General features: G+C 70.0%; 13 protein-coding genes and 1 pseudogene. 7 read left to right on the top strand and 7 right to left on the bottom strand.

Annotation, left to right across the window (positions count from 1 at the left end; translation table 11 throughout):
- Positions 1-59 precede the first annotated feature (59 nt).
- Both NR798_RS28795 and NR798_RS28790 read right to left on the bottom strand, forming a co-directional pair.
- Complete coding sequence (locus tag NR798_RS28795; RefSeq protein WP_375765714.1) at positions 60-1,031, bottom strand: DUF808 domain-containing protein; 972 nt, start codon at positions 1,029-1,031, stop codon at positions 60-62.
- Positions 1,032-1,176: 145 nt separating this feature from the next.
- Positions 1,177-2,334: an acyltransferase family protein gene (locus NR798_RS28790; protein WP_375773839.1), complete on the bottom strand. Its 1,158-nt coding sequence runs from the start codon at positions 2,332-2,334 to the stop codon at positions 1,177-1,179.
- 229 nt (positions 2,335-2,563) lie between these two features.
- On the opposite strand from NR798_RS28790, the gene NR798_RS28785 reads away from it, so the two are divergent.
- The 3 genes from NR798_RS28785 (at position 2,564) to NR798_RS28775 (ending at position 5,727) form a co-directional block, all read left to right on the top strand.
- Entirely contained in the window at positions 2,564-3,394 is an 831-nt protein-coding gene (locus NR798_RS28785) for an SH3 domain-containing protein (protein ID WP_375765713.1), read from the top strand.
- A gap of 81 nt (positions 3,395-3,475) precedes the next feature.
- Positions 3,476-4,585, top strand: a complete 1,110-nt coding sequence (locus NR798_RS28780; protein ID WP_375765712.1) for a 5'-nucleotidase — start codon at positions 3,476-3,478, stop codon at positions 4,583-4,585.
- 17 nt (positions 4,586-4,602) lie between these two features.
- Positions 4,603-5,727: a hypothetical protein gene (locus NR798_RS28775; protein WP_375765711.1), complete on the top strand. Its 1,125-nt coding sequence runs from the start codon at positions 4,603-4,605 to the stop codon at positions 5,725-5,727.
- 75 nt (positions 5,728-5,802) lie between these two features.
- Here NR798_RS28775 and NR798_RS28770 read toward each other — a convergent pair whose 3' ends face one another.
- Positions 5,803-6,525: a lysophospholipid acyltransferase family protein gene (locus NR798_RS28770; protein WP_375765710.1), complete on the bottom strand. Its 723-nt coding sequence runs from the start codon at positions 6,523-6,525 to the stop codon at positions 5,803-5,805.
- Positions 6,522-7,880, bottom strand: a complete 1,359-nt coding sequence (locus NR798_RS28765; protein WP_375765709.1) for a TAXI family TRAP transporter solute-binding subunit — start codon at positions 7,878-7,880, stop codon at positions 6,522-6,524. The genes NR798_RS28770 and NR798_RS28765 overlap by 4 nt, the downstream gene beginning before the upstream one ends.
- A 111-nt stretch (positions 7,881-7,991) precedes the next feature.
- On the opposite strand from NR798_RS28765, the gene NR798_RS28760 reads away from it, so the two are divergent.
- The 4 genes from NR798_RS28760 to NR798_RS28745 are packed head-to-tail and all read left to right on the top strand — an operon-like array spanning position 7,992 to position 11,763.
- Positions 7,992-8,429: a TPM domain-containing protein gene (locus tag NR798_RS28760; protein ID WP_375765708.1), complete on the top strand. Its 438-nt coding sequence runs from the start codon at positions 7,992-7,994 to the stop codon at positions 8,427-8,429.
- A complete protein-coding gene (locus tag NR798_RS28755) occupies positions 8,426-9,052 on the top strand; it encodes a hypothetical protein (protein ID WP_375765707.1) in 627 nt (208 codons plus the stop codon). The genes NR798_RS28760 and NR798_RS28755 overlap by 4 nt, the downstream gene beginning before the upstream one ends.
- Positions 9,046-10,167: a TPM domain-containing protein gene (locus NR798_RS28750; RefSeq protein ID WP_375765706.1), complete on the top strand. Its 1,122-nt coding sequence runs from the start codon at positions 9,046-9,048 to the stop codon at positions 10,165-10,167. Before NR798_RS28755 ends, NR798_RS28750 begins: the two co-directional genes overlap by 7 nt.
- A gap of 51 nt (positions 10,168-10,218) precedes the next feature.
- Entirely contained in the window at positions 10,219-11,763 is a 1,545-nt protein-coding gene (locus tag NR798_RS28745) for a nitrous oxide reductase family maturation protein NosD (protein ID WP_375765705.1), read from the top strand.
- A 60-nt stretch (positions 11,764-11,823) separates the two neighbouring features.
- On the opposite strand, the pseudogene NR798_RS28740 reads toward NR798_RS28745, so the two are convergent.
- The 3 genes and pseudogenes from NR798_RS28740 to NR798_RS28730 all read right to left on the bottom strand — a co-directional run.
- Positions 11,824-11,982: pseudogene (locus tag NR798_RS28740) on the bottom strand (IS3 family transposase); the annotation flags it as partial.
- A gap of 537 nt (positions 11,983-12,519) precedes the next feature.
- Positions 12,520-13,524: an SDR family oxidoreductase gene (locus tag NR798_RS28735; protein ID WP_375765704.1), complete on the bottom strand. Its 1,005-nt coding sequence runs from the start codon at positions 13,522-13,524 to the stop codon at positions 12,520-12,522.
- Between the two features lie 185 nt (positions 13,525-13,709).
- Positions 13,710-15,164: a hypothetical protein gene (locus tag NR798_RS28730; protein ID WP_375765703.1), complete on the bottom strand. Its 1,455-nt coding sequence runs from the start codon at positions 15,162-15,164 to the stop codon at positions 13,710-13,712.
- Between the last annotated feature and the right edge of the window lie 112 nt (positions 15,165-15,276).

Below are 15,276 nucleotides of genomic sequence, written 5' to 3'. Positions count from 1 at the left end.
CCTGTTCCCCGGGTAGGCGGGACGTCAGGGGGTTACTCGGTTGCAGCCTTCGGCCCGCCTCACCCGTTCGGGTTCGGGGCGTCCGTCTTGCCCCGGCGCATCACGCGCTGGGCCCCGAGCACCACGAGGAGCGCCACCGCGCCGGCCAGGAGTCCCACGCCGGTGTTGGCCAGCGCCGTCGTGAGCGCCCCCAGCAGCCCGCCGATGATGGACACCTCGCCCGCGTGATGGGCCAGCCCCTCGATGCCGTGGTGCAGCGTGGAGATGCCGTGCGCGATGATGCCGCCGCCGACCAGGAACATGGCCACGGTGCCGGCGATCGACAGGAACTTCATGAGGTACGGCGCCGCCTTCAGGATGCCCGCGCCCAGGCCGCGCAGGAAGCGCGTCCCCGCGCCTTCGCCGGTCCGCCGGGTGAGGTAGAGCCCCGCGTCGTCGAGCTTCACGATGCCCGCCACCAGCCCGTAGACGCCCACCGTCATCAGGAGGGCCACGCCCACCAGCGCCATCACCTGGGTCATGAAGGGCGCGCTGGCCACGACGCCCAGGGAGATGACGATAATCTCCGCCGAGAGGATGAAGTCGGTGCGCACCGCGCCCTTGATCTTCTCCTTCTCGAGGGCCACCAGGTCGACGGTCGGGTCGACCAGGGCGTGGGTGAGCTCGGCGTGGTGGGCGTCGTCCTCGGCCTTGCTGTGCAGGAACTTGTGCGCCAGCTTCTCGACGCCCTCGTAACAGAGGTACAGGCCGCCCACCATCAGCAGGGGCGTCACCGACCAGGGCAGGAGGGCGCTGATGGCCAGCGCCGCGGGCACCAGGATGGCCTTGTTCACGAGCGAGCCCTTGGCCACGGCCCAGACCACCGGCAGCTCGCGGTCGGCGTTGACGCCAGCGACCTGCTCGGCATTGAGCGCCAGGTCATCGCCCAGCACGCCAGCGGTCTTCTGCGCGGCCACCTTGGTCATCACCGACACGTCGTCGAGCAGCGTGGCGATGTCGTCGAGCAGGGCGAGCAGGCTGGATCCGGCCAAGAGAAGGCTCCTTGAGATGAAGGCGGCGCAGCATAGGGAAAACACGGGTACTTTGTGGAAGAAGAGTGTGTCGCACCTGGGGTGAAAAGCGCCCCGGGAGTGGCTGCGGGGTTGCCCGCCGGACCTCTTCTGGTGGCCTCGACGCTCAGGCAGCGGCGGGCCGCGCCTCCGGAGCGGGGTGGCGCGCCCAGCGCTCCCGCAGCCGGAGGAAGGGCCGCTCCACTGTCACGTGCAGTATTGCGGCGGCCACGATGACGCAGGCCAGGGACGCGAGCATCGTCACGGGGTGATAGGCGTCCAGCCCGTGCTTCGCGAGCGCCCCGTGCACGGCGTGGATGACGAGCTTGTGCGAGAGGTACACGCAGTAGGTCACGCTCGCGAGCCAGCGCGCTCCGGGGACCCGCCCTAGGATCCGGGCGCCGATGTCCGTCGCCGCGAGCACGACGAGCGCCGCGAAGCCGAGCGAGAGCAGCGGGAAGACGAGCGCGGAGGAGGCGAGCGTCTTGTTCTCGGCGCACAGCGGCCAGGCCAGCCCGAGGCACGACGCGGTGAGGAGCACCGCCCCCAGCGGGGCGCGGACCCACCGGCTCCAGAGCGCGGGCCGGAAGGTGTACACGAGCGCGAGCACCACTCCGGCGAGCAGGCCATCCATCCGGCCCCACGTCGGGTAGTAGATCCACCGCCGGTAGATGCGCCCCAACGGCACGCCGGGTGAGGGCACCTCGAGGTGGGCCCACCAGAGGCTCATGCGCACCGCGATGCCCAGGAGCACGATGCCGAGCACGAGCACCAGCACCCCGCGCCAGCGCACGCGGCCGGAGAGCGCGAGCACGAGCAGGGGCAGCGCGACGTAGAAGTGCTCCTCGATGCACAGGGACCAGGCATGTGAGAAGGCGCCGCCCTCCAGGCCGAAGTTCTGCGTGAAGGTGAGGAAGCTCCAGAGGGGCGCGAGGGCCACCTGCTCGCGCGCGCCGGGGACGAAGGCGTAGACCGCCAGCACCACCCAGTAGGCGGGGAGGACGCGCAGCAGCCGGCGCAGGCAGAAGGTGCCCAGGCGTAGCCGCTCCCCCCGGGCGAGTGGGGCGAGCAGTTGCCGGCCGATGAGGAAGCCGCTGAGGACGAAGAAGAGATCCACGCCCGCCCACCCGAAGCTCACGGCCTCCGTGAACCACTCCGGTGCCCCCTCGCGCGGATAGTGGAAGCCGAGCACCAGCACGATGGCGAGCACCCGGAGCGTGTCCAGGCCCGGTGCGTGGCGGGCGGGGTCCAGGGGGCGGGAGTCGGTGAGCGCCGCGGGAGGCATGAGGAAGAGGAGCGTACTTCGCGTGCTCACCGTGTTCGCGAGGGGACGCCGAGGCCGTCCCCGGGCCAGGCGTGCGGGCTCCGCCGAAAAAAGAAGATGAAAAAGCCATGAATTCCTGCAACCTTGGCTTTCCTTGTTTTCACCCGGCGTCCCACCCAAGCCTTCCAGAAGGTGAAGGGCTGCGGGACGCACCCGCTTTTCCCGCAGTTCCCCCTGGATGGAGGTCCGTATGAGCACCCGGAGCACGAGTGGTCATTCCTTGAAGTGGTTGGCGGTCCTGGCGGTGGTGGCGGCCGGCTGTGGCGGTGGCCAGTCGTCGGTGGAGAGCATCGAGCTGAAGGGCGTGGACGAGAGCATCGGCAGCAGCGCCGACGCCATCACCACCTGCGTCACGGCGGGCTCCAGCCTGCAGACGACCACGGACCTGAACCTGCGCAGCGGGCCGGGGACGACGTACGGCATCCTGCTGACGATGCCGGGCGGCGCCATCGCGAAGGAGGCGGGCGGGGGTTGCCCCACCAGCGGCTGGTACAAGGTCACCTACAGCGGCGTGACGGGCTGGGCCTCGGGCAGCTACCTCACGCTGGTGACCACCTCCACCACCACGCGCGACGCCGCCATCACCAAGGCCAAGGGTGCCATGGGCTTCTCGTACTGGTGGGGCCACGGCGCCTGGAGCCCGGGCGCCGCCGTGGGCTCGTGCTCGGGGAGCTGCCCGAGCTGCACGCACAGCGGCTCGTACGGTGCGGACTGCTCCGGCTTCCTCGCCAAGGCGTGGGTGGTGCCCAGCACGAACACCAACGTGGCCACCGACTCGCACCCCTACAGCACCGTCAGCTTCAACTCCGACAGCAGCCAGTGGTGGACCATCTCCCGCGACGTCCTGCTGAAGGCCGACGCGCTCGTGTACAACGTGGACGGCGCGGGCCACACCTTCCTCTACGAGTCGGGTGATGGCTGGGGCAGCATGTGGGCCTACGAGTGCAAGGGCTGCGCGGCCGGCTGCGTGTACAACCTGCGCACCGCCACCACCACGTACCACGCCATCCGTCACTTCTGATTCCTCCGCCGTGAGGAGGCGCGGCCGGGTGCGTATGGCCCGGCCGCCGTGGTTTGGGATTGTCTGTCTTTCGAGGCCGTGATGCGCGTGCGACCGGGCCTGCTCGCCCTGCTGGTGTTGCTGCTGAACCCCGTGGTGGCTGGAGCCGCGCCCAGGACGGCGGTGCTCCTCTTCACCGGAGACAATGGGGGAGAGATCTCCCACTGCGGCTGCGGCCAACTCCCGGCGGGAGGCCTGGCCCGGCGCAAGACGGTCCTCTCGCGGGAGCGCGCGAAGGGCGAGCCGGTACTGGTGCTGGACGCGGGCAACGCGCTCTTCAAGAGCCCCCAGTCGGCGGGTGAGCCGGACGCGCGGGCTCGCGCCGAGCTGCTGCTCGAGCAGATGGATGCGCTGGGCACCGCCGCCATGGCCGTGGGGGCGCGAGATCTGGTGCTCGGCACGGACTTCCTGAAGCAGACCACCCGGAAGGCGAAGATGAAGCTGCTGTCGGCCAACCTGGTGGATGCCAGGGGCAAGCCGCTCTTCGCGGCCTCCACGGTGGTGAGGACCGGGGGCCTGGTGTTTGGCGTGGTGGGACTCTCGCCCGAGGGGGAGGTGCAGCCGGGAGTGTCGGGCGGGCCTCCCGCGCCCGCGGCGCTCGCGGAGGCCCGCCGCCTGCGCGAGAAGGAGAAGGTGGACGTGGTGGTGGTGCTGGCGGCGATGCCGTTGGCGTCCGCCCAGGCGCTCTCGCGGGAGCTGGGGGACGCGGTGGACTTCGTCGTGCAGTCGCACGAGAGCCGCCTTCCGGGGACAGCACAGCGTCACGGCCACGCCACCCTGGTGCCGTCTGGCGAGCGGGGCAGGCAGGTGGGCCGGCTGGAGCTGACGCTCGCGGGGACGGGGCCGTTCGTCGATCTCTCCGAGGTGGCGCGGGCCCAGGAGGGGCTGAAGCTCCTGGACGAGAACATCCAGCGGGCCCGCGAGCGCCTGGCCGTGGCGAAGGACGAGGCGGCCCGGAAGCCGCTCGAGGATGCGCTGGCCGGCTTCCTGTCGCGGCGGCAACGGCTGGAGGAGCAGGCCCGGGTGCGCCCAGATGCAGGGGGCCGTACCCAGCAACTCTCGTTCATCCCACTGGGGCCCGAGGTGCCGGATGATCCGGAGCTGAAGGCGAAGGTGGAGCGGATCGGCCCCCCGGGCTCCGTGTCGCATTGATGGGAAAGGAAGCGGTCATGAAGGCGCGCAAGCGCGGTGTGGTCATCATCCTGGGTCTCTCGGTCCTCGGGCTCGGCATCGCGCTCGTGGTGGCTCGTTCGGGCGCCCAAGGCGGCGCGGGCTCCGCCTCGACCGCGGAAGCGCCGGCGGCCCCGGCGTCGGCCCAGGGAGGCACCACTTCCAAGGCCCCGTCTGGCTCCAGTCCGGGCAAGGCGGGGGAGGGGACGTCCCAGGCTGCTCCGTCCGCGAGGTCCCCGGGAGTGATCGCCGAGCTGGGCTGGGGCAGCGGGCCCTCCCAGCTCGGGCGCGACCGTCCCCAGGAGGCGAACCCCGAGGCGCCCATGTCCCTCGCGGTGACGCCGCTCGGGGACGTCGTGGTGCTGGATCAGCTCAATGGCCGACTCGTCCGCATCGGACAGGACGGCAAGGTGCTCGGGACCACGCCGCTCACCCAGCAGACGCCCCAGGACGTCACCGTGGCGAAGGACGGCACCCTGCTGGTGATGGACCGGCTGCGGGACAAGTCCGTGGCCATCATCGACCCCGAGACGGGCGCGCTCCGGGGCGACCTGCCCCTGCAGGGCCAGGGCATCCCCGAGACCGGTGGCATCACCGGCACCTTCGTGGATGGGGACTCGGTGTATGTCGAGCGCGAGCACGGCGCGCTGGTGCGCATCGGAGATCTCTCGGGCACGGCCGACACCACGCGCCCGGAGATCCCTGGCCGCCCCACCCGGGATGGCCGCTCGTACATCCTCGCCAACATCATCGACGGGCGGGGCGGCCGCCTCCTGCTCAACGCCGTCGATCGCCAGACGAACCAGCAGCGCTACACGCGCGAGTACCGGGTGCAGTTCCCGCTGATGTACATCACGCTGCTCGACTCCGACCGCTCGGGTGTCATCTACCTGGGAGTGGCCGGTGAGCTGCCCACGGGCAAGGCCAGCCCGCCCTCCGAGCCCGGCGTGCGGCTCTTCTGTCTGGATCCGCTCGACGGCAAGGTGCTGGGACAGGCGGACCTGCCCCTCAACACCATGCCCGAGGAGACCTTCCGGGACTTCACCGTCCTCGACGAGGGGGGCATCGTCTACCAATACCGCACCGAGTCCGGTGTCTCCCTGCGGCGCGCGGATTGCCGATAATCCCCTTCAGGGAAGTGACTACTGTCCCCTCTCCCCTTGGGAGAGGGTCAGGGTGAGGGGGTCCGAGCCCGTTCTTCAACCCGTGGCGGCGAGCGTGTTCACGTACAGCGCCCGCACCTGCTCGGCGAGCGCCACCGCGTCCGGGGCGAACGACTCGGGGGGGAGCGGCGGCAGGACGCGCACGCGGATGGAGGCGCGCGGGCTCATCCAGATGCCATCTCCCTCGAGGAGCTGCGGGGTGCCCTCGATGATCACCGGCACCACGGGCACGTGTTCCTCCAGCGCGAGCTGGAAGGCCCCGCGCTTGAAGCGCAGCAGTCCCTCTTGCGAGTAGGTGCCCTCGGGGAAGATGAGCACCGGCATGCCCCGGCGCAGCCAGTAACGGCATTGGTCGAGCATCTGCCCCATGGAACTGGTGCTGCCGCGCTTCACGGGCACGTAGCCCAGCAGGCTCATCATCCACCCCACGATGGGGATGGGGAACAGGGACGCCTTGGCCACGAACTTGTAGGGATGGAACAGCCCCATGGCGGCCAGGATGTCCGCGGCGGACTGGTGATTGGCCACCAGCACGCAAGCCCCGGAGGGCAGCAGCTCGCGTCCTTCCACCCGCGTGCGCCACCCCGGCGAGGCGTGCAACCACAGCCAGTGGCACCAGCGGCACACCAGCTCGTGCAGCCACCGCCGGTCCGGATCCACCGGGTACGCGACGAGGAACAGCACCAGCCCCAGCACGAAGAGCACCGGGGCGGTGGTGAGGAAGACGAACCAGAACCAGGCGGTCACCGCGTATTTCATGCGCTCACCTGCTTCACGGCGTCCCTGATCTCCGTCGCCTCGGAGAGCCGCCGGACGAGCCGCCGGCGGACCACGTCCACGTGCTCACGGAAGTAGTAGACGTTCTCGGCATAGGCCAGGGGCACGGGGATCCGGTTCACCGCGCGCTCGGCCTCCTCGAGCCGCTTCAGCATGTCCTCGAGCATCGGCTGTCCGGGGTTCTCCTCCAGCTGGAGCTCGATCTCCTTCAGCCGGGCATACCAGCGGAAGATGCGCGAGCGCACCCGCCACAGGTACAGCGCCGGCACGGCCCGCCCGAGCGGCACCACCACGGCGATGATCGGCACCAGCATCACCCAGAGCCGGTCGACGAGGTTCGCGGCCCAGAAGGGCAGGTAGCGCTGCAGCAGCGGGATACCGGCATCGTAGTAGCGGCGGGCCTCGCTGCTGAGCGGGAAACCTGTCTCCAGCGGCGCCGGGAATTCGCCGGAACGGTCGAGCAGCCCAGCGCTGCCGTGGATCTCACTCGCGGTGCGCATGAGCAGGTAGGCGAGCGCCGGATGCAGCGTGTCGCGCGCGACGAGGTTCGCGGTGGGCGCGAGCAGCACCACGTCGCGATCCGGGATGTCCGCGGCGAGGTTGAAAACGCCCCGAGGCAGCACGAGCTTCGACAGGTAGGGGTAGCGGCGGACGTAGGCCTCCGCGCGCGCGAAGCTGAGGAGCCGCACCCCGGGCTCAGCCGCGAGCTTCTGGATGGCCGGAGCCTCCGCGGGTGAGACGAGGAACACCGCGTCGAGCTGGCCCTTCTTGAGCTGCTCGATGGCCGCGTCGCGCTCCAAGGGCAAAAGCTCCGTCGGGGCCTTCTCCACGCCGTTGACCGACAGGAGCGTGAGGGCGAGCGCGCGCGTCCCGCTCTCGGCGGCTCCGACGGCGATGCGCTTGCCCTTCAGCGCGATCACATCGTCGATCGGCTCGCCCCGGTAGAAGACCCAGAGGGGCACGTACGAGAGGCTGCCGAGCGAGACGATGCCCGCTGCCTTCTCCCCCGTGGCCGCGCCGCTCTGCACGAACGCGACATCGGCCTCCGCCTGGTTGGCGCCGAGCAGCTCCACACTGCTGAGGGACCCCTTCGTCTGCCGGATCTCCACCTTGACGCCGTGCCGCGCGAGGCTCTCCTGGTACTTCCGGGCGAAGTACCGGAACCCGCCCTCGTCCTGCGCGGTGGCGAGCACGAGCGTTCTCGGGGGCGCGGGCTTGATGAAGTAGAACGTGACGGCGAACGCGATGCCGATGAGGAGGGCCGCGGGCGCGACCGTGAGCCACAAGTCGCGGCGCGTCGTGCGCTGGAGCTGATCCTTGACCGAGTTCGTCGTCATGTTGGGCGCGCAGTATAGACGCCACGCGGAGAATGTCCGCTGAGCAGGCAGGGGAGCACGTTCCGCCCCCCTGGGGGATGGCGTATTCTGCGAGCCATGGACTGGTCGTGGATGCGTCCGAAGTGGAAGCTGAGCAAGGAGGAGGAGGCACGCCTGGTTGCGGCCATCCGCCGCGCCGAGGAAGGGCATCGGGGTGAGGTGATGATCCACCTCGAACGGAGCTGCCGCGGGGGAGAGCCGCTGGCCCGCGCCGCCCAGCTCTTCGAGCAGCTCGGGATGCGCCGCACGGCCGAGGACACCGGGGTGCTCCTCTATGTCGCGGTGTCCGACCGCAAGGCCGCCGTCTACGCGGGCCAGGGAGTCCACGGCGCGGCCGCGCCCGGGTTCTGGCAGGACGTGGTGGACGGGCTGGCCCGGGGCTTCCGCGAGGGGGCGCCCATGGCGGGATTGGAGGCGGCCGTCGAGCGCATTGGCGGTCTGCTGCGCACCGCCGTTCCCGGTGAGGACACCCGGGGCAACGAACTTCCGGACGTGGTGAGCCAGGCATGAGTGACGTGACGCGGAGCCGTCCCCCCCAGGGGCAGGTCGCCTACGAGGACGTGGATGACCTCATCCACACCGCCACCCGGCTGATGCAGAAGGACTCGGCGCCGGAGACGCTCACCACCGAGGACGTCAAGCGCATCGGGCAGGAGCTGGACATCCCCGCCGAGTACATCGACCGGGCGATGGAGGTGCTGGAGCAGCGCCGGCGGGAGCAGGAGCAGGCGAAGCTCGAGGCGGAGCGGGCGCGGCAGGCCCGGCGCGAGCGGCTGCGCAAGGGCGCATGGGTGGCCGTGGGCGTGGCGGCCATGCTCGGGCTCAGTGGCCTCTTCGTGCGCAACGGCCTCAATACGGAGCTGCAGGAGGTGACGCGCCAGCGGGCGCAGGTGCGCAACGTGGTGGAGCGGCGGGCGCGGGAGCAGGCGCGCTACGCCACCGCCACCCCCGGTCCGGAGCGCGACGCGCAGCTGTCCGGCGCGGAGAACCGGGTGAGCGTGGAGCAGCGGCGCTACGATCTCCTGGCCACCGGGTACAACGCCTCCGCGTCCTCCTTCCCTCGGAGCTGGGTGGTCCGCCTCTCGGGCCTGCCCACCGCCGTTCCGCTGTCCACCGAGGTGGCCTCGTGGTGAAGACCTGGGCCCTGGTGCTGTTGCTGCCGGCGCTGCTGCTCGGCAGCACCCCGGTCATCGACCGGCCGGTGGTGGATGAGCGCGGGGTGCTGTCCTCCGAGGACAAAGAGGCCGTGGCCAGCGAGCTGGTGCGCCTGCGCGGCGAGACGGGCACGCAGATGGCGGTGCTCGTCGTGGGCACCACCGGGGGCGAGCCCATCGAGGACTACGCGATGCGGGCCGCCGAGGCGTGGAAGGGAGGCCACGCCGGCTTGGACAACGGGCTCCTCTTCGTGCTCGCGGTGGACGACCGGCGGGCGCGCCTGGAGGTGGGCTATGGGATGGAGGAGTACCTGCCCGATGACGCCGTGAGGCGCATCCTCGACGCCCAGGGCCCGCTGTTGCGCCAGCAGGACTACCGGGGCGCCTTGCTGGCCGTCATCCAGGAAGTCCGCGTGCGCCTGCCGGGCGCTCAGGACGTGCCGGAGCTCGCCGGGCTCGCGCCGGTGAGTTCCGCGCGGGTGAGCAACACCATGCTGGGGTTGATAGGGATTGGGGTTGTCGCGGGCGTGCTGCTCGGCTTCTGCCTCGGCATCTGGAGGGAGCGGCTCGGCACTTGGCGCATGGCCGGGAGCATCGCCGCGATCCTCCTCGTTCCCTCGGCCCTCACCGCCCTCCTGGTGCAGTCGATCCGGATCCCCACGTTCCACTTCCTGCTGGCCTTCGCCACCTTCGCCGCGATGTTCCTCGTGGTCACCCTGGCGGCTCACCACCTGTCCTCGCGGATTGCCATCGTCCTGGGGCTGAGCGCCGCGGTGGGCTGCCTGGTGGCCCTCTCGGACTACCACTCCACGAATGTGCTGAGGATGCTCTTCGAGGCCGGGAAGTCCTTCTCCGTCCTCGCCGCCGTGCTGGTGGTCGTCACCTACCCGCCAGTCTTCAGGGTGTTGATGGAGATCTTGTTCTTCTTCCTCAGCAACTCCGGCTCGACGGTCAGCTCGTCGTCCTCGTGGGGCTCGTCTTCTTCGGGAGGCTCCAGCTCGGGAGGCTCCAGTTCGGGCGGTTCCAGCTCGGACAGCTCCTGGGGTGGGGGAGGGGGCAGCTTCGGCGGCGGAGGGGCCAGCTCCTCCTGGTAGCCGCCTCCGACTGGGGGGAGGTGCGCACCTTTCCCCAGGGTTGACCCCTTGATGCCGGCGTCCCCCGTGACGACCTTCGGCGCTTCGATGGGGGCCAGCGAGCGAGGGGGCAGGGTGACGCGAGGCGCGGGTGGCGAGGGTCGCTTCAAGGGCGCGTGCGGAGTGTTCACCTGTCTGCTCCTGCTCGCCTGCGAGCCGGAGGTTCCAGTCCACGACAGTCCCGCCGATGCCCAGTCTCCCCAGGTGGTGGAGCCTGGCCCCGAGGCACCCCTGCCTCCGCTACCAGAGCCCTCGACGCCCGTGCCGCAGCCGCCCGTGCCGCAGCCGCCCGTGCCGCAGCCGCCCGTGCCGACAGGACGGAGCTGGTACGTGAGCACGAAGGGCTCGGATGGAGGGGCGGGCACGCTCGAGGCTCCGCTGCGCACCATCGGCCGGGCGGCGGCGCTCGTGAAGCCAGGAGAGGTCATCCGGGTGCTCCCGGGGGTGTACCCGGAGGAGCTCATCCTCGAGTCGCGGGGCTCGGGGGTTGCCCCCATCACCTTGCGCGGAGAGGGCTCGACCCGTCCCACCCTCGTCCCGAAGGACAGGGTGCGCGGCGCGGTCCTCCGCGTGCAGGGGCGCTGGAACCTGGAGAACCTGCACATCGACGTCAGCGGGGCGAGCATGTTCGCCGTCCTCTTCGACGCCACCGCCAGCCAGTCCGTCCTGTCCGGGAGCGAGCTGCATGGCGGGACCTCCGGCGCGGGGGTGTGCGTGGAGGGCGCGAAGGACATCACGCTGCGGAACAACCACCTCCACCACTTCATCAAGCCGGGGGACGACTCGCATGGCGTGGCGGTGGTGGGCCCGGCCCGCAACATCGTCATCCAGGACAATGACATCCATCACAACTCGGGGGACTCCATTCAATGTCAGCCGGGTGCCGGCCCCGCCGAGAGCGTGCTCATCGAGCGCAATACGCTGCACGACGAGGGCGAGAACGGGGTGGACATCAAGCAATGCCTTTCCGTCACCGTGCGTGACAACGTCCTCTCCGGGTTTCCCAACACGGCCATCCGCCCGGCGGGCTCCTCGGCGGGGGAGGCCGTGGTCATCCATGCCGCCGCCCGGGACATCCACATCCAGGGCAACACCATCTCCCGAGCGGGCCGCGGTGTCTCCGTCCTCGACGGCAGCACGCCTCCCGAGAACATCTCGGTGGAGGGCAACCACTTCCAGGACATCCGCAACATCCCGGTGGGCAATGGGCAGGGCATCCGTATCGAAGGCGCCCGGAACGTGAAGGTGGTGGGCAACACGCTGGAAGGCACGGCCAGCTACGGGCTGATGCTGGCCGCGGATGGCAGGGGCGTCAGCGGGCTCGAGGTCCGGAACAACTTCCTCCTGGGGGGCTCGCAGCCGCTGCTCCTGCGGCTGGGGGCCGCGGGGTTTCGCCCGGGGCTCCTGATGCGGGACAACCAGTACGCCAGTGGTGGCGTCCTGAAAGCCGATGGCGCGGACTTCCCGGGTGAGCAGCTCACCCTCTCATCCCCGGAGAAGCTTGAGGTGTGGCGGCGGGTGCTCGGGGTGGACGTGGGGTCCATCGTGCTGGAGTGAAGCTCGCACAGAGCGGCGGCTTCGATTCTCGCCGCTTCCAATAGAGATTGCCCGCCGCCTCGAGACGTAGCCCAGCGAAGAGTGCCGCCGCTGGCGGTTGTAGAAGACCTCGATGTATTCGAAGAGGGCCAGCCGGGCCTGCTCGTGCGTGGCGAAGGCTGTAGTGTAGACGAGCTCCTGCTTCAGGCTGCTGAAGAAACTCTCCACCACTGCGTTGTCCAGGTGGAGCGGCTCGAAGCTCGCGTTCATGAGCTGCGACTCCGAGAGGAGGTGGCGCGCGGGCCGGTAGGAGAGCACGGCGATGAGCGCCGCGGCCGCGAGGACCACCGCATCGTGCCAGGCGACCGCCTGAGCCGGTAAACGGTCATCTGGGGTCATCTCGTGATACGTGTTGAGCGCGCTCCGGCGCAAACCCATTCCATGGAGAAGACCGTGAAGCCACGCAACATGAAGAATTCCACTCTTCTGGCATTGATGTCCGGACTCCTGTTGGTGGCCTGTGGTGAGGTCCCCCACTCGAGTCCTGCGATGGCCGATGAGCCCGTGGGCACCGCCGAAGCGGCTGTGTGCTCCGATGGGAGTTGCACGTGTATTGCGCCGGATTGCGACACCCTGAACTGGACGTCCTGCGGGAAGGGCAGCGGCACGACGACGTGCTCCTGGTTCGACGGCAGCACTTGCAGGACCGCCAGCTGCAGCTGCTCGAACGGGAGATGGGTGTGCCCTTGAGGGGGCGGTCATTGGCCTCACCCAACTCTAGACGGCTGAAGTGGGTAGTGCCCTGATTCCAACCAGGTGAGTCCCAGCGACCTGTCCAGAGCCTGGGCAGGCCGTTGCGGCCGAGCGCCACCGGGCGAGCGTGTCCCGGACGTACTCCCCATAGCTCCGGGGAGGACGACCGAGCAGTTGCGTGGTGCGTGCGACGCTCAGGGGATCGGTCGGCACGTAGAAGCGCGAGATCATCCGGTAGGTCTCGAGGAAGTCCTCCTGCTTGCGGCCCGAGAGGCGCTCGCGCAGCGGGCGTGTCCAGGACTGCTCGTCGTCACCGGTGTAGCGCACCTCGCGGCCGAGCGCGGCGCTCCACACCGCCGCGCACGCGGGCCCCGAGAAGGTCGCGGGCCCGTCCACCGGGAGCGTCCCCGAGGGGATGGATGGGTCGAGCATCGCTCGGGCCGCGGCGTCGCCCACGTCACGCACGTCCACCCGGTTGAGGCCCCGGTGGCCCAGAGGCTGGGAGAAGATGCCCGCCAGCAGTTGCTCGCGGAACAGCTCGTCGTTCTGGCAGAAGTTGGACGGCATGAGCAGGACCGTATTGGCGCGCGAGCGGCGGACGCGCTCGGCGATGGCGAACTTCGGCCGGTAGTGCGGAGCCAGGCGGCCGAACGCCCCCCGCTTGAGGGCGCGCACCAGGCGGTTCGGCCCGTCCGCGTGGACCCCCACGAAGACCAGGCGCGCGCCGGCCGTCTCGCACGCCTCCACGACGTTGCGGGCCAGTTGCTCCTCGTCCTCCTCGTGGGGGGACGAGTAGAAGGCGGACGCCACGCCGTCCATGGCTCGCGCGAGACAGGCGCGATCCCGCACGTCTCCCACCAGCCGCTCCACGGTGTCGGGCAGGTGGGCGAGTCCATTCGAGGAGCGTGTGAGGATGCGCACGCGCGCTCCCGCCTCCAGGAGGGCACGGGTGACTTCGCTGCCGACGGTGCCTCGGGCCCCGAGGACCAGGACGGTGCGCTGCGTGGTGTGAATGGATGGACCCTGCATGATTTCCCCCCGGGTGTGTGCGGGGCTCGTGCCCCCGCGTGGAAAGCGAGGCACATAGCCGCCGCGGGCCGGTGGGGCGCAATGGCCGTCCAGGGCAGGGGAGGGTGTTTCGTCCGTTGGTCAGCGTCCGGTGCATCCGCGGACTGCACAGTGTCCCCTGCCCATCGTCTGACACCCTTTCACGCTCATCTCCGCTCGTTCCAGACTCGCGTCACGGGTACCTCGTTGAACAGGAACCACGCCACGGAGGCCACGGAGCGATAGGTCGCGATGTCATTCGCCGGATCCGCCACCGTGGCGTAGCGGAAGCTGCCATCCGCGAGCTGCGCATCCACCAGGCCCGCGTACAGGCGCTCCTGGAGCGCTGCCTGGGCCCCGCCCATCCTCCGCGTGGCGAGGACCGCGCCGAACGAGCCCTCGAACCAGAGGGTCGGCGTGGGAGAGGGCTCTCCGTAAGCGGGGGTCCAGTTGTCCATGGCCGTGTAGGGCGCATAACCCTGCCGCCCCCCGTCCTGGACGCCATAGAGCTGCTCCATCCGCGCCAGCGAGGAGGCCGCCCGGGCCGTGTCGTTCCAGGCCATCAGCGCCATGGCCCCCCAACTGTAGACATCGAGCGCACCCACCTCGTCCCGGGTCCCGGTCGCCCAATGGCCTCCGCGAACGAAGCTGCCTCGATTCACATCCCAGGCATGGGTCACCAGCCCTGTCTGGATGCGGTCGGCCACGGCCAGATACGTGGCATCCCCGAGCACCCGGGACGCGGCCAGGAACGCGAACCAGCAGTCGATGTTGTGCTCCGTGCTGTACCAGCTCACATCCTCCCCGCCGCGGATGAGCCCGGTGGTGCCGTGCTGAAGCCCCGCGAGGTACTGGAGCGTCTGCTCCAAGGCGCCCTGGAGCCTGGGCCGCTGGGGGGCCATGGGGGCGGCCTCGATCACCTTGGCGAGCGCATAGGCCGCCCATCCATTGGCGCCGCTCCGGTAGGCGCCATCCGTCAGGAACGGCCGCAGTTGATCCGCCCACTGGGGGAACGCGCCCTGGGCGCTCTGGGTCCGCACGAGCGCACCCGCCATCTCCACCGCCAGGGACACGTCGCCCGCATCCAGCTCCGCGAGGATGGCCAGCGCCTGATCATAGACATAGGTGCGCTGCTCGAAGGCCGTGCCGTAGCCCGCGTCTCCGGGCTCCAGTTGGAACGAGCGCACCATACCGGGCGCGCCCCAGATTGCCGTGGTTCGCGCGTTCTCCGCTTCGTAGAGGCGCACGAGCTTGTTCCCGCGCGGCACCCAGGGGAAGCTCCAGGCGCCGGCATGGGCAGGGGCCACGCCCAGGAAATACTCGGCATCGGTCACCGCGTAGACCCAGACCTCGAGTCCCTTCCAGGTCGAGCCGATCTGCTGGCCGCTCACCGCGTCGAAGAGCTTGAAGCGCCACGCTCCGCCACGGCCCACCGCGTTCAGGGACCAGGTGCCCTGGGGGGAGACAGGGGCTTCCGCCTGCAAGTACTCCGCATCGCTCATCAGGTACCCGCGCACGACGTAGTTGCCTGACGGAAGCGCGGCGGTGCTCCCGGAGATCGGTCCCTCGTATCCCGGCGGGAAGGCCGAGGGGGCGGCCACGATGACTGGGCTCTTGCGCACGACGGGACGGGAGGGATCGAGCGTATAGCTTCCGCTGATCGGCCCGGTCTCGTCGTAACCGTACGCCCGGGCAGGTGTCAGTGTGCTCGAGCCTCCCGTGGAGCGATCGAGC

The organism is Archangium gephyra, assembly GCF_042230915.1.
GTDB classification, from domain to species: Bacteria; Myxococcota; Myxococcia; order Myxococcales; family Myxococcaceae; genus Archangium; species Archangium gephyra_B.
Note: the sequence above shows the minus strand (reverse complement) of the source record. Positions and strands in the feature narration are given on the sequence as shown.